The sequence below is a fragment of the Thermodesulfovibrionales bacterium genome (assembly GCA_035622735.1).
Taxonomy (GTDB): Bacteria; Nitrospirota; Thermodesulfovibrionia; order Thermodesulfovibrionales; family UBA9159; genus DASPUT01.
In genome coordinates this window covers 1-19,914 of sequence record DASPUT010000250.1, presented here as the reverse complement: position 1 = coordinate 19,914, position 19,914 = coordinate 1, and the positions used below count along the sequence as shown (strand labels likewise).

Annotated in this window: 23 protein-coding genes; 12 read left to right on the top strand and 11 right to left on the bottom strand. The window is 52.6% G+C overall.

What is annotated here, in order from left to right:
• Both VEI96_13010 and VEI96_13005 read left to right on the top strand, forming a co-directional pair.
• On the top strand, positions 1 to 442 hold a 442-nt coding region (locus VEI96_13010), incomplete at its 5' end, for a nitrate reductase cytochrome c-type subunit (GenBank protein ID HXX58913.1).
• 19 nt (positions 443 to 461) lie between these two features.
• Positions 462 to 755 (top strand): chaperone NapD, encoded by a 294-nt coding sequence (locus VEI96_13005; GenBank protein ID HXX58912.1) that lies wholly within the window; start codon positions 462 to 464, stop codon positions 753 to 755.
• Positions 756 to 758: 3 nt separating this feature from the next.
• Here the strand turns inward: VEI96_13005 and amrS are convergent, their stop codons facing one another.
• The 4 genes from amrS to VEI96_12985 all read right to left on the bottom strand — a co-directional run bounded on the left by amrS (position 759) and on the right by VEI96_12985 (position 3,088).
• Positions 759 to 1,769, bottom strand: coding sequence for an AmmeMemoRadiSam system radical SAM enzyme (gene amrS / locus VEI96_13000; protein HXX58911.1), 1,011 nt, complete (start codon positions 1,767 to 1,769; stop codon positions 759 to 761).
• The gene (locus VEI96_12995) at positions 1,766 to 2,035 is read right to left on the bottom strand and encodes a DUF2934 domain-containing protein (GenBank protein HXX58910.1); all 270 of its coding nucleotides are present in this window, start codon (positions 2,033 to 2,035) and stop codon (positions 1,766 to 1,768) included. Before VEI96_12995 ends, amrS begins: the two co-directional genes overlap by 4 nt.
• A gap of 84 nt (positions 2,036 to 2,119) precedes the next feature.
• Positions 2,120 to 2,386, bottom strand: coding sequence for a hypothetical protein (locus VEI96_12990; protein ID HXX58909.1), 267 nt, complete (start codon positions 2,384 to 2,386; stop codon positions 2,120 to 2,122).
• An 18-nt stretch (positions 2,387 to 2,404) separates the two neighbouring features.
• Positions 2,405 to 3,088, bottom strand: a complete 684-nt coding sequence (locus VEI96_12985; protein HXX58908.1) for a phosphoribosyltransferase family protein — start codon at positions 3,086 to 3,088, stop codon at positions 2,405 to 2,407.
• A gap of 74 nt (positions 3,089 to 3,162) precedes the next feature.
• On the opposite strand from VEI96_12985, the gene VEI96_12980 reads away from it, so the two are divergent.
• A complete protein-coding gene (locus tag VEI96_12980) occupies positions 3,163 to 4,002 on the top strand; it encodes an aldo/keto reductase (GenBank protein HXX58907.1) in 840 nt (279 codons plus the stop codon).
• A gap of 92 nt (positions 4,003 to 4,094) precedes the next feature.
• On the opposite strand, the gene VEI96_12975 is transcribed toward VEI96_12980, so the two are convergent.
• A complete protein-coding gene (locus tag VEI96_12975) occupies positions 4,095 to 4,445 on the bottom strand; it encodes a nuclear transport factor 2 family protein (protein HXX58906.1) in 351 nt (116 codons plus the stop codon).
• Positions 4,446 to 4,905: 460 nt separating this feature from the next.
• A complete protein-coding gene (locus tag VEI96_12970; GenBank protein HXX58905.1) occupies positions 4,906 to 5,175 on the bottom strand; it encodes a hypothetical protein in 270 nt (89 codons plus the stop codon).
• Between the two features lie 437 nt (positions 5,176 to 5,612).
• On the opposite strand from VEI96_12970, the gene VEI96_12965 reads away from it, so the two are divergent.
• The 6 genes from VEI96_12965 to VEI96_12940 all read left to right on the top strand — a co-directional run bounded on the left by VEI96_12965 (position 5,613) and on the right by VEI96_12940 (position 11,888).
• Positions 5,613 to 6,740: a mannosyltransferase family protein gene (locus tag VEI96_12965; protein HXX58904.1), complete on the top strand. Its 1,128-nt coding sequence runs from the start codon at positions 5,613 to 5,615 to the stop codon at positions 6,738 to 6,740.
• A gap of 273 nt (positions 6,741 to 7,013) precedes the next feature.
• Positions 7,014 to 7,973 (top strand): lysylphosphatidylglycerol synthase transmembrane domain-containing protein, encoded by a 960-nt coding sequence (locus tag VEI96_12960; GenBank protein ID HXX58903.1) that lies wholly within the window; start codon positions 7,014 to 7,016, stop codon positions 7,971 to 7,973.
• Between the two features lie 170 nt (positions 7,974 to 8,143).
• Positions 8,144 to 8,392, top strand: coding sequence for a hypothetical protein (locus VEI96_12955; GenBank protein ID HXX58902.1), 249 nt, complete (start codon positions 8,144 to 8,146; stop codon positions 8,390 to 8,392).
• A gap of 158 nt (positions 8,393 to 8,550) precedes the next feature.
• Positions 8,551 to 9,459 (top strand): fumarylacetoacetate hydrolase family protein, encoded by a 909-nt coding sequence (locus VEI96_12950; GenBank protein HXX58901.1) that lies wholly within the window; start codon positions 8,551 to 8,553, stop codon positions 9,457 to 9,459.
• A gap of 137 nt (positions 9,460 to 9,596) precedes the next feature.
• A complete protein-coding gene (locus VEI96_12945) occupies positions 9,597 to 11,408 on the top strand; it encodes a carbon starvation protein A (protein HXX58900.1) in 1,812 nt (603 codons plus the stop codon).
• A 12-nt stretch (positions 11,409 to 11,420) separates the two neighbouring features.
• Positions 11,421 to 11,888, top strand: a complete 468-nt coding sequence (locus tag VEI96_12940) for a universal stress protein (GenBank protein HXX58899.1) — start codon at positions 11,421 to 11,423, stop codon at positions 11,886 to 11,888.
• A gap of 92 nt (positions 11,889 to 11,980) precedes the next feature.
• On the opposite strand, the gene VEI96_12935 is transcribed toward VEI96_12940, so the two are convergent.
• The 3 genes from VEI96_12935 to VEI96_12925 all read right to left on the bottom strand — a co-directional run bounded on the left by VEI96_12935 (position 11,981) and on the right by VEI96_12925 (position 14,411).
• The gene (locus tag VEI96_12935; GenBank protein ID HXX58898.1) at positions 11,981 to 12,664 is read right to left on the bottom strand and encodes a glycosyltransferase family 2 protein; all 684 of its coding nucleotides are present in this window, start codon (positions 12,662 to 12,664) and stop codon (positions 11,981 to 11,983) included.
• Between the two features lie 94 nt (positions 12,665 to 12,758).
• Positions 12,759 to 13,355 carry a class I SAM-dependent methyltransferase gene (locus VEI96_12930; GenBank protein HXX58897.1) on the bottom strand — a complete coding sequence of 199 codons (597 nt, stop codon included), beginning with the start codon at positions 13,353 to 13,355 and terminating at the stop codon, positions 12,759 to 12,761.
• A 93-nt stretch (positions 13,356 to 13,448) separates the two neighbouring features.
• On the bottom strand, positions 13,449 to 14,411 hold the full coding sequence (locus tag VEI96_12925; protein HXX58896.1) for a UDP-glucuronic acid decarboxylase family protein: 963 nt from the start codon (positions 14,409 to 14,411) through the stop codon (positions 13,449 to 13,451).
• A gap of 128 nt (positions 14,412 to 14,539) precedes the next feature.
• On the opposite strand from VEI96_12925, the gene VEI96_12920 reads away from it, so the two are divergent.
• A complete protein-coding gene (locus tag VEI96_12920; GenBank protein ID HXX58895.1) occupies positions 14,540 to 16,312 on the top strand; it encodes a tetratricopeptide repeat protein in 1,773 nt (590 codons plus the stop codon).
• A gap of 89 nt (positions 16,313 to 16,401) precedes the next feature.
• Here VEI96_12920 and VEI96_12915 read toward each other — a convergent pair whose 3' ends face one another.
• Positions 16,402 to 17,175 (bottom strand): PilZ domain-containing protein, encoded by a 774-nt coding sequence (locus VEI96_12915; GenBank protein ID HXX58894.1) that lies wholly within the window; start codon positions 17,173 to 17,175, stop codon positions 16,402 to 16,404.
• 99 nt (positions 17,176 to 17,274) lie between these two features.
• On the opposite strand from VEI96_12915, the gene VEI96_12910 reads away from it, so the two are divergent.
• Positions 17,275 to 17,649: a surface-adhesin E family protein gene (locus VEI96_12910; protein HXX58893.1), complete on the top strand. Its 375-nt coding sequence runs from the start codon at positions 17,275 to 17,277 to the stop codon at positions 17,647 to 17,649.
• A 161-nt stretch (positions 17,650 to 17,810) separates the two neighbouring features.
• On the top strand, positions 17,811 to 18,362 hold the full coding sequence (locus VEI96_12905) for a hypothetical protein (GenBank protein HXX58892.1): 552 nt from the start codon (positions 17,811 to 17,813) through the stop codon (positions 18,360 to 18,362).
• Positions 18,363 to 18,696: 334 nt separating this feature from the next.
• On the opposite strand, the gene VEI96_12900 is transcribed toward VEI96_12905, so the two are convergent.
• Positions 18,697 to 19,914: hypothetical protein (locus VEI96_12900; protein ID HXX58891.1), on the bottom strand; the 1,218-nt coding region annotated here is incomplete at its 5' end.

The following is a 19,914-nucleotide window of genomic DNA, read 5'->3' as shown; positions in this document are numbered from 1 at the left end:
CCTCGGAATCAGAAAAGAATCGATATACGAAGAAGAGAAGGTCAGACCGGAACATGGGGAATATCCTCAGGACGCGCCCGGCCAGTCCAAGAAGATCAAGAGGACCTTTGAGAACAGTCCGCCGCTGATACCCCACGACATCACCGGAATGCTGCCTATAGCCGAAACAAACAACATGTGCATGAGCTGTCATATGCCTGAATATGCGAAGAGCATGGGCGCGACCCCGATCCCGAGATCGCACCTCACGAATCTCGACACCGGCGAAGACCTCAAGGGGAAGCTCGACGGCAAACGGTATAACTGCATGCAGTGCCACGTGCTGCAGGTCAACGTCCAACCCCCGGTAAAGAATCTCTTTAAGGGCGAATTCAGGGATAAGAAGGGGAAGGAGAGTTCAAACCTTCTTGATATCCTGAATGAGGGTGTTCAGGCGGAATGATTGGGTGATGGAGGTCGCGATGAATGTCTCGAGTATCGTGGTGAAGACGGCGCCGGAATACCGGGATGAGGTGATTGCCGGCATAAATTCCATTGATCTCTGCGAGGTCCATTTCTCCGATGCCTCGGGCAGGATTGTCGCCACTATCGAAGGTGAGACTATCGGAGACGAGATGGCGAAACTGGAGCGCATTCAGGGTATGCCCCACGTCCTCTCCGCCGACCTCATGTACGCATACAGCGAAGGCGAACTCGCCGAGGCGATGGAGCAGATCAAGAAGGGGAATCCTGTTCCGGAGAGGTTGAAGTCCTGAAGCTCAGGGCATGCCGATGCCGTCGATATGGGTCCCGCACTTCGGGCAGACAGAATTCTTCATCCCGATCTTCGTCAGTGCGAATCCGAGCCTCTCGATGAGTAATTCCTTGCAGGAAGGGCAGTAGGTATTTTCTCCCCCTTCTCCGGGCACGTTTCCCTCATAAACATATTTCAGACCCGCCTTCAGTCCGATCTCCCGCGCCTTGCGGAGGGTACTCAGGGGCGTCCTCGGTTTGTCGAGCAGCTGATGCGTCGGATAGAACTGGGTCACGTGCCAGGGCATTGCCGGATCGATTGATTTTATGAAATCGGCGACCCCCCGCAGATAGTCTTCAGAGTCGTTATACGTAGGTATGATGAGGGTAGTAATCTCGACCCATATCCCGAGATCCTTCATGAGCCGTATGGTATCGAGGACCGGCTGAAGTTTCGCCCCCACTATCTTTTTATAAAAGGCATCGTCTCCCTTCAGATCGATATTATTGCCGTCGAGGTAGGGTGCGATGAGCCTCGTTGCCTCGGGCCCGGTATATCCGTTGCTGACAAAGACGTTCTCGATCCCCCGCTCATGGGCGAGGCGCGCGCAGTCATAGGCGAACTCCATGAAGATCGTCGGCTCTGTGTAGGTATAGGATATGCTCTTACAGCCCGCTGCTTCGGCTTCCCTGACAACCTGCTCCGGTGTCATCTCCTCCCCGGGGATGTCGGGACGCTCCTTCGGATACTGGGATATTTCGTAGTTCTGGCAATGCTGGCACTTGAAATTGCAGCCGACGGTCGCTATCGAATAGGATCGTGAGCCGGGACGGAAGTGGAAGAGGGGCTTCTTCTCTATCGGGTCGATATGCCGAGCTATGACCTTTCCGTAGACGAGACTGTACAATATGCCGTCCCTGTTCTCCCTGACGGCGCATATCCCTCTCCTGCCCGGAGAGATCGTGCAGTATTGGGCGCAGAGGAAACACTTTACCTTCCCATTTCCGATCTTCTCGTAGAAGCGCGCTTCGATCACTCCGTCTTCTTCTTCCTCGTCGTGGTGCCCTTCGCCTTCGAGGCTACTGTCTTACGGGCCGGTTTCGCGGCCTTCTCACCCGCAGCCTTGGCGGGAGTCCTCTTTTTCGCCTTTCCGGCCCCCCCCGCTTCCGTCGACTTCGAAGCGTGCCTCGCCTTCACGATCCTCTCCGCTGCAAGCCAGTCTTCAATGTCATGACCATGAGCATATCCCCTCTTCATAAAGAGTTCATGCGCCACCTTCGCGATCTCGTCATAGATGTTCATAATAACCTCCGTAGAAATAGTGTGTCCTGATATCATATGCTATCATGATACCGCACTCGTTGCAATGACGCCGGCGGTTTCGCGTTATATCCGGCTCTTCAGCTCAGTCTCGATATCGGAAATATACTGACCCATCAAGAAACCGAGATAGATGCATACATTGCCGTTCATGCAGGAGTCAGCATCCTTCTTATCGAGAAACGCGTACCGTTTTATGTCCCCTTTCCGAAGTCCGACTACATAGGCATTCTTTTCCTTGTCGAAGCCGATACTGAGGGAGATATCATGTTTACTGATCTCGGGATACATCTCGAGGATCTTGTCTTCCAAAGCCACCTGTGAATAACCCATACTATCACCTCCGAACCATTACGTTATTATGTGCTGACCCCTGAGGATCGTCAAAACTTCTCCGTCGGTAAGGTCGTACCATTTTCTATACGCGTCAGCGACCGCAAAGGAAAAACCGCTTCTCACATTGAGGCATACCACTTCATCGGCTTCTCGAAGGATTCTCTTTAGCGTCCTCTCCGATCCCGTGGGGATAGCCACGACAACCCGGGAGGGCCTCTCCTTCTTGAGAGACCGGAGCGCGGCGAGCATGGTATAGCCAGACGCGAGCCCATCATCAACGAGAATCACGACCCTGTTCCCGCAGGACGGAAAAGGCCGCCCTCCCCTGAAAAGCTCCACTCTCTTCAGGATCACAGCCCGGGTCTTCTCGATCTGCGCCTGAACCGCTTCCTCTGTCAGCCTCAAATGACCCAGCAATTCTTCATTAACGATGACAGCTCCGTCGGGCCCCATGGCGCCAAATCCGGCCTCGGGGTTGTCGGGTATCTGGAGTTTCCTCACGACAATCACATCCATCTGCAGGGAGAGCGCCCTTGCTATTTCGGCTGCCACGGGAACGCCCCCGGACGGTATCGCAAGGATCAATCCGCCGGCTCCGTATTTCTTGAGCCTTTCGGCAAGCAGTCTCCCCGCTGCCGATCTGCTTTCGAAAACATAGCTTCTGTCTCTCAGTCCGCTGTCTTCGATGAGCCTCTCCATAATTCAGATGTAACACAAAATCTCCTCTCCCGCAAGGCGTATCCGGAAGTACCGCTATCTGCTATACTTTTTTCATGGATATCCCGAAGCGGCGACTGGGGAGGACGGGAACTGATGTGACTATCCTCGGACTGGGAGGAGAGGGCGTATTGCGAACCTTCGGATATGAAAAGGAGGCTTATGCACTGATCAACAAGGCCATTGACCTCGGCATTACCTACTGCGAATCTGCGCGGGCCTATTCAGGGAGCGAGGCCTATTACGGAACAGCATTAAAAGAAAGGCGAAAAGAGATATTCCTTGCGAGCAAATCGCACGCGAGGGACAGGAGGGGAGCCCTTCTCCATCTCGAGGAGACATTACGGAACATGAAGACCGACCATCTCGACCTCTGGCAGATACATGATGTCAGGACGAAGAAGGATATTGAGGAGATCTTCGGCCATGATGGGGCCCTCGAGGCCTTTGTCCAGGCGAAGGAGAAAGGTATGGTGAGGTTCATCGGGGTGACCGGACACCAGGATCCCTCAATAATCAAGACTTGCATAGAAAGATTCGCCTTCGATACGGTACTAATGCCGGTGAACCCGGCCGAGCCGGAATATAAGAGTTTCATACATGACATCATTCCGCTCGCGAACAGCAATAACATGGGGATCATCGGTATGAAGGTCTATCTGCGGGGTCTTGCGGCAAGACTGCCGGAACAATGGACAATGGAGACCTTTTATCGTTTCGCCCTATCGCAGCAGATCACGACCACCGTCATCGGTTGTGATGACCTGACGCAGCTTGAGGAGAATGTGAGGATTGCGAGTGCCTTTCGACCGATGAACGAGAAAGAGATGCGGGATACCATCAAGGCCCTTTCGCCCTATGCCCGCCAACTCATGTACTATAAGTCGTCAGGCTGAGTCTTGTCATGAAAGTCCACGGACGCAGCCCCAAATAAAAGAGGCCTGCCGGAATTGCATCGTAGGGCAGCCTCCGGAATCAATACGTGTTTTCAGCCCTTGGGCGTAATCTTGCCGGTGAATGACTGGGCAACGATCTTGCCGTCCCGCACGACGAACGTGTCGGTTGCCAGTTCGTAGACATTGTCGGCCGTCTGAGCTGTCCAAAGAATGTAGGCATAGTCGCCTTCGACCGACTGCAGCTTCATGGAGAATGCGGCCCCGGGTTTTCCGAACTCCGCAAGCAGCTGCTCAAATATCGGCCTGATCGCGTCGGGGCCCTTGAGCGGGCCATTCGGCGTAAAGAGAACCGCATCCATTGCGTAGTCAGACAGAATACCCGTGAGGTCCCCCTCGCCAAAACACTTCAAGTGGCGTTCTATCACGTCCTTCGTTGTAGCCATCTCCCGAATCCTCCTGCGAACGCTATCCCGGTGTCCAGAAGGGTCCCTCCTTACCTAGCTTCTTTAGCGACAAGATCAACTCGGATGCATATTCCCTCAACCGAGAGAGATAGTCAGGCTGCAGACGATTCCTGTGCAGAGGCCCGCTAAACGCCGTTGCCCAATTGGACAGGGGCATGATGGAATCAGCCGAGACAGAATCATAAAGCGACCAATTCTTCACGTGTTCTTCCGACCGGAAGAGATTCATGCGGCTTCAAGCCGAACCCCAGGTCACTTCTCCCGTTAAAGCCTTGGCGAACGGAATATTCATATGTGCTACGGTCGTTGGCGGATTGACTTCGAGGATCTCCTCGTCATGCATGCGGATACGGATGGGTTGCCCACAATCAAGGCAACTCGTGTCGATATGGATCTCCTTACCAGGGAAAAGCCAGCGCACGGCCAGCACTTCGATCCCTCACTGTCCGTACCACTTCTGTTCCCCCTGGATCGTTACACGATTATGCGTCGGCACGTTGGAAAAAGGCGCCCATGACTCGACGTAATCTGTGTCTCTAACAAACCAGCAGGCTACGGAGGACTCCGCCGCCCTATGCTGCACCTGCCTGGCCTCGTCTGGTCGCACGCCGAGGATTTCCGCAAGCTCGGTATAGTGCGGTGCCCGCCCAGTCTTCACAAAATGTTCCACGACAGCCGTGTAAGCTCGTTGTACCAATGCGTCTTGCATAACATCGCCTCCTTTCTGTGCGTTATGACGTGCTTTATAATTCCCCTCTGATATGTGTTTATCACAAGATCGTAAGCTTGTCAACCACAACAGTAAAAGCTCTGCAAGGGTCGTCTGACGACATTACGAAGTTGGTGATTTCCATTGGTTTCCTTAGTCTCACTTCACTTCTCTCTGCTGTCTCAGCCATAGGAAGTGCATCTCAAACTACTGCCAGAGTCCTCGGATTGAGTTATCCGTGAACTCGCCTAAGCTGCGCCCAAATGGTGAGTATAACTTTGTGACTGCTTCAACCCAGCGCACCTTTCAAACCTGCTATAATAATTCTAATTTTTTAAAGAAGCTGCGAGAAGAGGAGATTCACCTGATTATCGAAGCCGGGCAGTGGAAGCGAGCCCTTGCAGGTATCCGGCCGCGAGCCGTTAGAAACGATATTTATGAAAAGGACCCTGCGTAACGTTTTCTTTGTTTTGACGGTCTTTGTCATTTCACGCGCCTGTGTAGTCATCGGTATCTTCTTGGGGAGGAAGTTCCTTTCCTTTCCGGCCGATCTTTCGAACAAGGTTCTTGAAAAGACCTGGTGGGAATCGCTGGCGCGGTGGGATGCCGGCTACTATATCGATATTGTCCTCAACGGTTACCACTACCTTCCCGACGGCAAAACACACAATATCGCCTTCTTTCCACTCTACCCCCTGTTGATCAGAATCGTCGACGATATCACGAAGCTGTCACCTCTCATGAGTGGCATCATAATTTCGAATGCCTGCTTTCTCGTCGCTCTCCTGCTCCTCCACCGGTATACGGAAAAATACCACCCCGATTCTAATCCCGATCTTACGGCCATGCTTATGGCATTCTTTCCCTTTGGCGTTTTTTTTTCATCCGTTTATACTGAATCACTGTTCTTGTGCCTCTGTCTCTTTTCCTTCTTCATGTTCAGGGAAGGAAAGACGATGCTCTCCGCAATCGGACTTTTCCTGATGACAGCGACGAGGCTTGCGGGCCTTTTTGTGGTGCCCGCGTTGGGTCTGTCCTATCTCTTCACCAGGGTGATCCCCTTTCCCAAGAAGAAGTCGCCGCTAAAAGGAAGGGAACTTCTGAATCTGGTCGTATGGGGTTTGGTCGCGATATCCGGATTTGTCTGCTTTGCAGCTTACCAGCAAATTTCCTTCGGACACTGGGATGCCTTCATCAGGGTCCAGATCGCTTGGAAAGACCGTGTCGGCAACTTTTCGAGTCTGCTTTCCGAAATGCATCCGGACCTTTACAACGTCATGAATATTGTGCCGGCCGGAATACTCCTCGGCGCAAGTATCCTCTTTCTCTTCTTGAAGAATTACCGGATTTATTCAGTGTGGGGTCTGCTTGCGGTGCTCATTCCTCTTTCGACCGGAACCTTCATGAGCATGGGCAGGTATTCGATGGTCTTTTTCCCTCTCGCGATCTATGGCGGATGTTTATTGAAGAAGACCGCCATCCTGAGGGATATAGCTCTTATGACCTCTTCATCGCTTCTTGTCGTTCTCAGCACGCTGTTCGCCAAGTATTATTTCATCGGATGAGTTGTATGTATCCAGGGGATAGGCAAATAACCATACCTTCTTCGCAACTGTTTTCGTGATCGCGGTGTTCTATCAAACTCATCTGCCCCTAAGGGCGGGAATCGGAAATCTCGCGCAGAAATCGTCTTTCGCGGTTGAGGGAAGGCTCGGGGTCCCATACCTGCTCGCGTCGCACTACTTTGAACATTTCCTTGACACCATCTATTTCACTTTGCTCTGTCTTATACTGTATGATCTATCCGTGCAAAGACCGAATCCGGCAAAGATGAAGGCATGAGACGCCAGAGATCGTGGAAATACCACGCAATCGCTTTCATCGTCGGTGTCGGCATCCTCGCGGCCTTGATCCATCACGCCGGATTGGAGCGATTTGTGGACATAGTTCTCCACGCGTCACCCTCCTGGTTTGCGGCCTCATTGACGGCCTATGGAATATCCTGGATATTCAGGACATGGAGGCTCGAGCGATTTACGGCGCACGCGGGAACAAAAATCAAGATCCGCGACCTGTTTAAATTGTATATCTCCGGATATGCATTAAATGCGATCTTCCCGGCAAAGCTCGGAGATGTCGCAACCGTAGGATATCTGAGAATCAGAGGCATCACCATCGGCAGGTCTGCAGCGATTATTCTCCAGACGCGGATATTGGACATGGTGGCCCTCCTGTTCCTGTCTTTAGCTGCTGTTCTCGTATCGACCGAAAGAATTTCCCTTGGATGGATAAAGGGCGTAATCTTCGCCTGCATTCTCATCATCACTATTCCGATGGGCCTGACGCTCCTCGACAGGAATAAATCACTTTCCGCGCTCATCGAGAGATTCGTAGATAAACATATTCTGAATACCTTTTGTAAGACCGTAGGGGGGAAGATAAAGGATGCTTATGACAGCTATCATGCCATTGTCTCGGAGCGGCGGTTAATGACCGTCTCCATCGTTTTCTCCATCATGATCTGGTTTTTCGAAGGACTGACCTGCTACATGATTTCTCGCGCTGTCGCCGCTCATATTCCGCTGCTCTCCATTATACTCGCGGTATCGACCGGAAACATGGGGAAGATCGTTCCGGCCACGCCGGGTGCTATCGGTATCTACGAGAGTATGGTAGCCGCCGTCCTCGTCATGTTTGGAGTCTCCTTCGATCTTGCGACGGTGATCGCGATTTTAGATCACGCCACAAAGAAAGCGTTTACGCTGTTCTTCGGCATTCCCGCCACGGCATCCCTCTGATGCGCATCTCGATTAAATTAACTTAATTCCTTCTTCATCGAAAGTTCATAATCATGCGGTATAGTCTCTTCAAAGGTGGTACATCTGAGGATTCGCGAATGGGCAGCATGAACACGAAATAAGGACTCCAAGGTTGCCAAGAAATTAGGATGAAAGAAAGGAAGGATGCTATGACGGTTGAAGATGGTGGAGCGACATTTTCTCTTATCGTATATAATCGACCCCTGACCCTCGAGGAACTCGATGTGCTTCACGGCATCGATGGGGTAACGAGGGTTCTCCCGGGTAACAATGCATTCACGGTAATCTTCAGGGTCGATAGTTTCTTGGACGTTACCGCATCTGCGGTTGTCCAGGCGCAGCGCGCCATCAAAAGAGCACTCTATAGTCAGGAACATCTTCTCGTCAGCTTCACTTAAGAGCGGGTTAGAACAGGGACCGGACCCAGCTCGAACATGCCGCCTCAGGCGGCGTTGCAGATCATTATCGTTTCCCCGATGACCCCGCTCGCGTCTGTTTTTCTCCCGATAGAATCTGCTATACTTTTTCCGATACGATCACAAGCTCGAGGATTAACGTGCACATTGTCAGTTATCGGTCGCGGAGGCCATGGCGTGCGGGAATCGTATGCGATTCACTCCTTCTCGACGCTGCCGAGCTAGATCCCGGCTCTCCTGAGGCTCCATCGACGGTACGCGGTCTTCTCGAAAAGGGAGGCTCGGCGATTGATCAGTTGCTCCATCGTGCCAAAGCCGCCTTCGCAGAGAGAAGCGAGCGTCGTATGCCGGTTGAGTCGATTGAAGTCGGGCCGCCGATTCCCGACCCCGACAAGATTATCTGTCTGGGACTGAATTACCATGAGCATGCCCGGGAGCTGCACATGCCCATTTCCCGGGTTCCCGCGTTATTCGCCAAATTCCGCAACGCCTTGTCCGGTCCTACCAGTCCCATTGTCCTCCCCCGAATCAGTTCTCAGATTGACTACGAGGGTGAGCTTACCGTCGTTATCGGCCGGCGTTGCAGGAACGTCTCCGAAGAGGAAGCGCTTCGCTTTGTTGCCGGATATACGATCATGAACGATGTCAGCGCTCGTGACCTTCAGCTGGAGACGAGCCAATGGACCGCCGGAAAGAGCCTCGATACCTTCGCGCCGATGGGCCCGGGAATCGTGCCGGCATCTTCCATTCCCGATCCCCAGGCCTTACGAATCACGACACGGGTGAATGGCGTCACTTTGCAGCAAGGGAACACCCGTGACATGATCTTCCCGGTCACACGGACAATCGCCTTCCTGAGCTCACTGATGACCCTCGAGCCGGGCGATCTCATAGCCACGGGGACCCCTTCGGGAGTGGGGTTTAAGCGGCAACCCCCGGTCTTTCTCAAAGACGGGGACATAGTAGAGGTGGAGATCGAGCGAATCGGCGTGATCCGCAATCCCGTCGTCAGACCTGAGAAGATAGAGGAGGCGGGGAACCCTGTTTAAGACGGGACCAATTTTCAACGAGGTATCGGTGGAAGATCATCAATACCGATTCATGAATAGGGAACTCGTATCGTGAAAGGAAGACAGGGGCATTTCCCCTGGCATCGGCAACAATCAACCTTGAGGAGGTTTTTCAGATGAATGCCTTGACACTGGTTTTCGTTGCTCTGCTGTTATTCACCGTGGCCTACAGGTTTTACGGCCTGTTCATCGCCAGGAGAGTACTCGGTCTCAAGGAGGACAGGGATACGCCCGCCGTTTCCATGGCGGACGGTCATGACTACCATAAGACGAACAAGTACGTATTGTTCGGACACCACTTCGCTGCGATAGCCGCCGCCGGACCGCTCCTGGGTCCGGTGCTCGCTGCGCAATTCGGATATCTCCCCGGTGCCCTCTGGATACTGATAGGAGCGGTCGTAGCAGGAGGGGTCCACGACACGGTAGTGCTCTTTGCCTCGGTGAGGCATAGGGGCCGGAGTCTCTCCAAAATCGCCGAAAGTGAGATAGGGAAAACAGCGGGGGCAGTCGCCTCCATCGCCTTTCTCTTCATCCTCATCCTCACCCTTGCAGGGCTTTCGATCGCCGTGGTGAACGCCATGTTCGAAAGCGCCTGGGGAACATTTACCGTCTTTGCCACTATGCCGATCGCCTTCCTCATGGGAATCTGGATGTACAAGATAAGACCGGGTGATGTGAAGGGGGGCAGTGTTATCGGTGTATCGCTTCTCCTTCTCGCGATACTGGCAGGTCCCTCTGTTGCTTCAAACCCGGCGTTGGCTTCGCTGTTCACGCTCTCCAAGAAACAGATATCGATCATCATTCCGCTATACGGCTTCGCTGCTTCGGTTCTTCCCGTATGGCTTCTCCTCTGTCCGAGGGACTACCTTTCGACGTACCTCAAGGTGGGGACCATCGTGCTGCTCGCCTCGGGGATATGCCTCGTCCAGCCTGAATTCCAGATGGCCGCGATCACCAAGTATGTGAGTGGCGGCGGGCCCGTCATCCCCGGAAAGGTCTTCCCCTTCGTCTTCATCACGATCGCCTGCGGGGCCCTGTCAGGGTTCCACGCAATCATCGGCTCAGGGACGACACCGAAGATGATCGGCAATGAGAGAGATATCCTCTTTATCGGATACGGAGCGATGCTTGTTGAGGGCTTTGTCGCTGTCATGGCTCTGATCGCTGCATGCGTCCTCGTCCCCGCTGACTACTTTGCGATCAATGCTCCGCCAGCGGTATTCGAGAAGCTTGGAATGACCACGGTGCATCTCCCGGAACTCTCTCTGCAGGTCGGCGAAAAGATCCAGGGAAGACCGGGGGGAGCCGTCTCGCTCGCAGTGGGCATGGCCTATATCTTCTCGGCCGTGCCCTTCATGAAGGGGCTCATGTCCTACTGGTATCACTTCGCCATTATGTTTGAGGCGGTCTTCATATTGACGGCTGTCGACACCGGCACCAGGGTCGGAAGATTCCTTCTCCAGGAGATGATCGGGAAGGCTATTCCGAAATTTCTGGAGAAGAGATGGATGCCCGGCATAGTCATAACGAGCCTTCTCTTCACCGGCTCGTGGGGGTATCTCGTCTATACCGGCGACATCGCGACGATCTGGCCCCTCTTCGGCATGAGCAATCAGCTCCTTGCCTCCAGCGCCTTCATCATAGGGACGATCATGCTGATCAGGATGGGAAAGGTGAAATACGCGTGGATCACCGCCCTGCCGGGCATCTTCATGGCCTTTGTCACCATGTATGCGGGCTATCTGAACATCATGATGAACTATCTGCCAAAGGGCAAATATCTGCTCGCCGCACTCTCAGTCATCATTATGGCGCTCGTGGCGGTAGTCTTCATCACGGCCGTCAAGAGATGCTATGACCTGCTTCAAGTGAAGAAGCCGGTAGAAGATAACTACGGTGACCTCGTTCTTGAAATGGTCGAGGAGTAAAGGAGGTTTCCCATGGAGATCAAGAAGATTCTCTTTGCTGCTGACTTTCCCGGGAAGACGGTAAAGGCGGTTTCTTTCGCCGCGGATTTGGCAAAGCGTTACGGAGCAAGGCTCTATATCGTGCATGTCGTTCAGGATCTAGAAAAGATGACCGAATGGTACGCTCCAAGGGTGAATATGGACGAACTCCATAGAACGATGGAGTCGAAGGCTTTGAGGGAACTGGAGCGTTGCGTTAAAGAATCCGGAGGCCACGGGGACATCGAATACCGTCTCTTGAAGGGGTCTCCCCACGCAGAGATACTGAAGTTCAAGAGAGATAACGACATAGAGATGATTGTTCTCGGCACTTCAGGCGGGGTAGCAGACAAGATCATAAAGGAGTCCCGACGCCCTGTTCTCATTGTGGAGCCCCGTGAAGAAAAGCCCGAAAGCATGTCGGCAAGATTATGCAGCGGGGGCACGGAGATTCGGCTCTGAGGTTTCCCGTCATGGTAGGACGATGAGAGCCCTATTCTCCGGCCGTTGCGGGGCATGAGAATCGTCTCATCCGCAGAAGATTCGCCCCACGCCTACCGGAAGATATTATATTTTATTATGCATCTGAGGGCTGAGATGCCGTCTTTCCAACCAATTTTTTTCCCTTCGTTGTAGTCTCTTCCCGCATAGGATATGCCCACCTCATAGATCCTCGCCTTGAGCTTGCAGACCTTTGCGGTGATTTCGGGTTCGAAACCAAAGCGATTCTCCTCGATGATGATCCTTTTGTAGATATCACGCCTGAACACTTTGTAGCAGGTCTCCATATCGGTTAAATCTATATTGGTAAGCATATTGGAAAGCAACGTCAAGAATTTGTTTCCGACCATGTGCCAGAAGAATAAGACCCTGTGTTCCTCTCCTCCTGCAAACCGTGAACCATAGACCACATCGGCTTTGCCTTCAAGGACAGGCTTGACCAAACGAGGATATTCTTCAGGATTATACTCGAGGTCGGCATCCTGCACGATGAGGATGTCACCCGTCGCTTTTTCAAACCCCGTCCGCAAGGCCGCGCCTTTGCCCCTGTTCTCCGCATGAAAATATACTCGAGTGTCTTCATTTGCCATTTCGCGGACTATTTCCCTCGTACCATCGGTTGAACAATCATCCACGATGATAATTTCTTTTTCTATGTCTACTGCCCTTACGCGCTCGCAAATTTCCCGTATCGTATTCTTTTCATTGTACACGGGGACGACAACCGATAGCTTCATTTCACTCCTCAGTATTTGTTCCAGGAGAACGTTAATCCCCTGTCATGATAAACCCATCCGAAGAAAAAAGGGGAACCGCCCATCATGGTCGCGTTTATTTCTTCGCCACTGCCCACGTATTCAGAAAGAGTTCAAAATGTCCGAGTTTGATCTGTTCTAACGGAAACGGCACGTTTTGGAGAATCTCGATCATTCTCCTCCGTGAGTAAGCTTCCTTGTGTTCCCCGATTTCGAGCGGGCTGACTAATCTCAGTTTTGCCAGAATCCTCAGGATCGGTTCCGTCCACGGAGCGGGCGTCGTCAGGATATACAAGCCCCCGAATTTCAGTACACGGTATATCTCTTTCATGAGGATGAGAAGTTCCCGTCGTTCAAGATGCTCAACGACGGCAAGCATCGTAATAACATCAAAATAGCCCTCACCAAAAGGAAGGGGGCCTCCCGAAGCGACGTCATAGCGCATGAGTGTGATATCATGAAGAACTGCATTCACGGCGACGGTTCCGTCGATCCCGTATTTCACGGCAAACCGTGTCCTATCTAAGAAGAGCGGGTAAGAGCCGCACCCGATATCGAGTATTCGTCCCGCCCGGTAATCCTCCGGTATGAGGGAATCGACCATTGCCGCTCTCTTCCGGGCCAGAAAGCCTTCTAATAATCCGTATCCCCTCGTTATCTTCCGTCTCGTCACAGATCTCTTATGCAGTTCGTCTCCGGACCTTATCCCCCGTTTGCTTCTTGCAGATCGCGCGCTGAGACGCGAAAAGAGGCCGGCGAGAGCGTTCTATCGATTCGCGATCTCCCGGAAATAGGAGATGGTCCTGCTCAATCCCTCCACAAGATCAAGGGTAGGAAGCCAATGCAACTCTTTCCTCGCCAGAGATATATCGGGCTGCCTTTGTGTCGGATCATCTTCGGGAAGAGGCTTGTAGGCGATTCGCGATCGTGAACCGGTCAACCTCAAGACCGTCTCTGCCAGCGAGAGGATAGAAAACTCCTCGGTAGTTCCCAGGTTGACAGGTCCGATAAATTCATCGGGACTGTTCATCAGCCTAACGATCCCCTCGATAAGGTCGTCAACATAGCAAAAACTCCTTGTCTGGCTTCCATCACCATAGATCGTGATCTCCTCCTCTTTTAATGCCTGCATGATAAAATTGCTCACGACCCGACCGTCATGAGGGTGCATTCTCGGTCCGTAGGTATTGAAGATTCGCGCAACTTTTATCCTCAACCTATGCTGGCGGTAATAGTCAAAAAAGAGTGTTTCCGCACACCGCTTTCCCTCGTCATAACAAGCCCTGGGGCCGAGAGGATTCACATTTCCCCAATAGGTTTCGGGCTGCGGATGCACCGTGGGGTCCCCGTATACTTCACTCGTAGATGCCAGCAAGATCTTTGCCTTTATCCGTTTCGCCAAACCGAGCATGTTGATACTTCCGTGAACGGAAGTCTTTGTTGTCTGAACGGGATCAAACTGATAATGAACCGGCGAGGCCGGACATGCGAGGTTGTAAATCTCGTCCACCTCAACGTATAGGGGAAAGCAGATATCGTGACGGAGAACCTCGAAGAAGGGATTTTTCATCAGGTGGACGATATTTGCCCTCCGGCCGGTATAGAAGTTATCGACACAGAGCACCTCGTCCCCATCACCTAAAAGTCTCTCACAGAGATGCGAACCAAGAAAGCCGGCTCCTCCGGTCACGAGGACTCTCTTCTTGTTACTGTCTTGACGTCCCGACATCGGTCTTCACGTTCTTCCTGCCGCTATTATACTATACGAAAGAGATGGTTTTTCGCAGATGGACCGTCGGCCGGAGAGATGTAATTCCGCTATCCTTTGTGCGTTTTCATTTCCGGAAGTCATGTGCTATGCTAAAAAGCATGCCTGCTTCCATCCTCTCTTTTTTCGGAAAGAAGGACACGGGGTCCCGATATTTCCGGTTAGTGCCTTACCTCATTGTTATTCTCCTCATAGCCGCGGCCTACGGCGGCAGCCTGAGGAATGGCTTCATATGGGATGACGAGACATTTATGGTGAATAACAAATATGTTCATGATATCTCTCGCTGGGAAGAATATTTTACGACGCCGGAATCCATTTCGAGCGAACCGACTTTGTCTCGGATGTACAGACCGGTCCAGACGCTCTCCTTTGCGATCGACGCTCTCCTGTGGGGGAAGAAAGCCGGAGGGTTTCATCTCACCTCACTCGCTCTACACGCTGCGTGCTGCGCCGCCATCATCTTTGCATTCGGGCTGCTCATCGGCAGAACTCTTGTCATAGCATCCGCCATCATTTTTGCCGTTCATCCTGCCCTCTCAGAAGGGGTCCTCAGCCTCTCAGCGAGAGGAAACCAGTTATACACGCTCTTTTCGCTTCTGTCACTCGGAGCTTTTATGAGGGTCGCCCGACCTTTCGACAGGAATCACTTTTTTTGCCTTGCCACCCTCTCGATAGCCCTCCTCTCCAAGGAGCCGGCGATTGCGCTCATCGCCTTATTGCCCGTCTTACAAATAGGATTCAACCGTCCATGGGAGTTTCAGGCGAAACAGACGCTGCTCCTCTATCTGCCGCTCGTGATATCCGTTGCACTCTTTCTGCTCCTGCGTGCTCACGTTGTCGGCGCCGCGAAGGTGGTTCCTTACTGGGGCGGCTCGCTGTGGGCGACGGTACAGATGCAGGCGGAGGTTTTTGTAATCTACCTCTCCCTTCTTGTCTGGCCGTTCAGCCTGCAGGGAAGATACGTGATCCCTCCTCCCGCTCCCTTTCCCGATCCCGCTGCAATCGGGGCGCTCCTTCTGAACGTGATCCTCATCGTCGCGGGCGTAGTCACCTATCGGGCGGGCGACAGGCCAAAATTGCTTGCGCTCGCCATAATCTGGTTTTATATATCGCTCGCGCCGGTCTCCAACATCATCCCGATTCCCGGATCGATGCTGGGCGAGAGATTTATCTATTTTGCCTTCGCGGGCGTGATACCCCTTCTCGCTGCTGCCGCGGGAGAGTCTGTTTTCAAGAGACACGCAATCATCGCAGCATGCTGCGGAGCCGTCGTGCTCAGTTCCTGGCTCGTTACGGACATCACGAGAACACCGGTTTGGCGGGACAATAAGAGCTTTTTTACTCTCGCAACTGTTCAGGTGCCGACGAGTATCGCTGTTCAGGTCAGGATGGCGCAGGAAGAAATCGCGTCGAAGGAGACAGATTCGGCCCTGAGACGCCTGGAGGGAATCCTTAACTCCCGGTCGGTATCCCCTCTCCAGAGAGACATGGCTCTGGTCCATTATTGGTATGGAAGGGCGCTGCTCGCGGCGGATCGGCCTCCAGAGGCATACAGAGAATTCAGGATCAGTGCCGATCTGTTCGAAGAACCGCGAAAGGATCTTATCTTATACCTCGCCGAGGCAGCGGCTCGTTCGGGTGACTTTAGGGGTGCGCTTTCGCTCCTCGAGAAAGAATTGAAGAAGTCAATGGAGGACGATAGCATATGGAACGGCATGGGAAACGTCTATCTCATGACGGGAGATCTTTCCTCCGCCGCTTCCTCTTATCAACAGGCCTTGAGGATTAATCCCCGCAATACCGAAGCAGCATCAAATCTTCAGTTTGTCCTCAGGCGACAGGCGCTGAAAACGCACTGAAACGAGGGATCCGGGTATTTTCGCAGGACCGCGGGAGACCGCATCAATGATGGCTGGGGCCGAGTTCATCGGTCCCCATGGCGAACCGATCATCCCGCTCGTCTCGGTTTTTCTTGCAAGAAGAAGATCTTTCGAAAGAGCCTCGAAAGCTTTTCACGAATTGGTATCACCATCAAGGTCTCGAGAAACGCAGTCAGTCTCGACTCGTCTTCTTGGGTCAGACCGAGAAACTCAATCCCGACATGAGCGTGTCGAGATTTCTTGTCCGGCATCTCGAGAGAGCAGGCGATCCTCCCCTGAAACTTTATCGGCAGATCCGCACGGGGAAGAAAGAGCGCCATGGGGAATATCCGATCGACCTCGAGTCCCTTATCCGATTCGATGAGCATGCCGCCGCGCCCTAATACCTTCACCGGCGAAACCCTCGGGTAATAGAGAAGCGCCTTTTCATTCGTATACACCTTAAATCTCAGGGCGCTTGGCTGGTATTCATCACGTTCCACCTGATCATTCGGAACGCCGGACACCCTGATGAAATCTTTCAGGACAACCAGCTTATCAGAAGAAGAAACTTCAAACTCCACTCCTGCCCTGTAAACGGCAGTGGCTTCCGGCCACGGCTCTTTTTCCTCGGGACTCGCCTTTTCCCATATCACCTGGCACGGGAGAGTTAGGGGCTTCCCTTTTCCGAGAAGTTTAATGAGATGCTTGTCCGAGGGCCTTAAGCTCTCCTTTGCCGCTACGCACGCCCCTGTCATGCTGATGTTCAGGAGCTCAGTCTCCTCAACGTAGACCGTCTTGGCATAGATGCCGAGTTTCTCCACGATAAATCTTTGATATCGTCTTTTCCCCGAATTTATCATCACTTGACCGCTTCCCTGCTTCGCGAAACCTATTATACCAGGTTTAATAGCGAAGTTCAGGTATAATGGGGAAGGCATGAACAAGCATGGAGGAAGCGCATGAAGATACTCGTCTTGATGATGCTCTTTGGCATGTCTCTCATCCCGGGCGTCTCGGTGGGGGCAGAGTGGACATCGATTACAAGGGACCAGTCTGGTGATGTCGACATATTTGTCGACCGCGAAAGCATAAGTCATGTCTCGGATGCTACCGTCAGGGGTTGGGTCAAGTATCGATATTCGCAGCCAAAACAATTTGACTCCAGATTCATTAAGGAACTGGAGGTGTACGGGGAATATCACTGTACCGAAAGGTCGTATAAGATTATCCGGAGTATAGCGTATTTCGCCGATGGCACAAACGAGCCTGACCAGTCTGAGAGGCAAGGCCATATCCTGCGCGACGATGTAGTCTTCGAATACCTGTGTAAGTAACTGCAGCATTCAGCGGATAAGATCGAACGCAGCATACGCGGTTTCACCTTGCAGAAGCCTTTATCGTGCTGGGAAGGAATAACCTCTCTGCTTCAATCCGCTGCCGCTCATCGGTTTTCGATCTGCTCCGGAAATGAATTTTTTGATATACTTACCGCGATATGGAGAGGACGGTTATTTTCTTCCTATTCTTTCTTATCGGCTTAAACGGATGCGGCGAACTCGCGAAGATGCCTCTCGAAGACCCGTATGAGAGGGACCTTTATTCCAGGAGGCAAGAAATCCTGTCATGGTCGCGTGCCGAAAAAGAAAAGGCGGATGCCGGGATTCTCAGGACCAGCGAATACTACAGACTGCTTCATAATAAGGTCCAGGAACTGCGGCCGGATCTTACACACTATCTCATCTTCTCTGCAGAAATGGTGAAGGTGCCGAAATTCTATGAGGAGGGCTGGATAACCCGGAACAAATTTGAGCAGACGAATAGCGAACTGACAGCTCTTCTTGACCGGGAAGACAACAGACGGAGTTTTATCCTGTCTCAAGAATCATCTCTATTCGTGTATGAAACAGCACAGTTCACTCTTTACAGGGACAGTCTATTCAAAGAGTATCTGTCCGCGCTCCAGGCTCGACTGAAAGAGGCGGGGCCGCAGTATTCCGCGACGAATTGCAGCCTTTTCGGGGACAAGGTTCTCTGCACCACGAGGTGACCTTTGATGTTCTTTGTTCGCTGGGCCTCTCGAATCCGCCGACTTAGCGATAGATAGTCAATGACTGCAACTCTCTATCAGGGATTTCAACAAGGATACGTAATCTTCGAAAAAAAAACAGCGGCGAGAAGTAAGCCACAACTACCCTATGCTGTGAGAGGACGAAGACTCTTAACTCCCGCATGAAATGTTGACGGCACAGGACGTATGCTCTTGCTTTATTCTGCCCTGATGAGGTTTCATGAAATGTCTCGATGAAGAAGAAGGGCGAAACATGTTGTCTCGCCCTCTCGAACTTCGAGTAGTCACGGATAAACAGAAAGGCATTGCGCTTTCACCTGACAGTAAGCAATGCTTTTCCCAACGACAGCCACATCTTCCAGAGGGCATCTATCGCCAAAAGTATAGCCTGCCTTCTTTCCTGTTGGATGGTGTCGCTGGTTGTGGCGATAGGAGGGGCCGCGGTACCTTCGTAAAGCTTGACGGCACGGAGCACTTGAGGCATATTTTCCCGAAGCGTCAGGAAGATCGGATCCGGAGGGCCACTCGGAGGAATATGTATTATGCCCCCGCCCGGAAGAATTTCAATACCGCCACCGTCATTCGTAATCCCGAAAAGGATCTGCACGTATGCGCCGATCTCAACCAAAATCTTGGGCGGTATGACCGGCTGGTATATCGCTATACCGGTTGGACCATTAAGGGTGCCGTTCAGGGTGCCAAGGCTCACCCCTCCTGTGCCGTCCAGATTGGCTTGAGTGACCGTATTATTAATAGCATCGGTCACATACATCTTGCCGGCAACTGGGTCCAGCGCTATGCCAACCGGACCGGTGAGCGTGCCGTTGAGACTGCCGAGGCTTACCCCTCCGGTACCATCCAGATTAGCCTGACTCACCGTGCCACTAAAATTCGCTATGTACATTTTGCCGGCTACTGTATCGAGCGCTATGCCGCCTGCTTCGAGGAGCGTATCGTTGAGGGTGCCGAGGTCTACTCCCCCGGTACCATCCAGATTAGCCTGAGACACGTGCCCGGGGACGAACTGTCCACCCGAAGTTATGTACATCTTGCCGGCAGATGTATCGAGCGCGATGCGGTGCGGCGAAAAGAGCGTATTGTTAAGGTTACCGAGACCTACCGCTCCGGTGCCGTCGAGATTCGCCTGAATCACCGAGTCACCGTTACTAGTCAGAACAGTCGTAATGTACATCTTTCCCGCGGCAGTATCCAATGCCACGCCCGTTGGCCCATTCAGCATGCCGCTCAGGTTACTGAGAATTACCGCTCCTGTGCCGTCGAGATTCGCCTGAATAACCGTGTTGTTACTGAAATCGGTAACGTACATCTTGCCGGCCGCTGCATCGATAGCTATGTCAGCCGGCGCGTTCAGCGTACCGTTGAGGTTGCCGAGGCTTACCCCTCCGCTGCCGTCCAAATTAGCCTGACTCACTGTGTTATTATTTTGATTTACTACATAGATAGTCGGCACAGTGGGCTTAGCGGTTGCGACACCCATGGTAAGTGCCAAGCAAACGGCCACGAACATGAC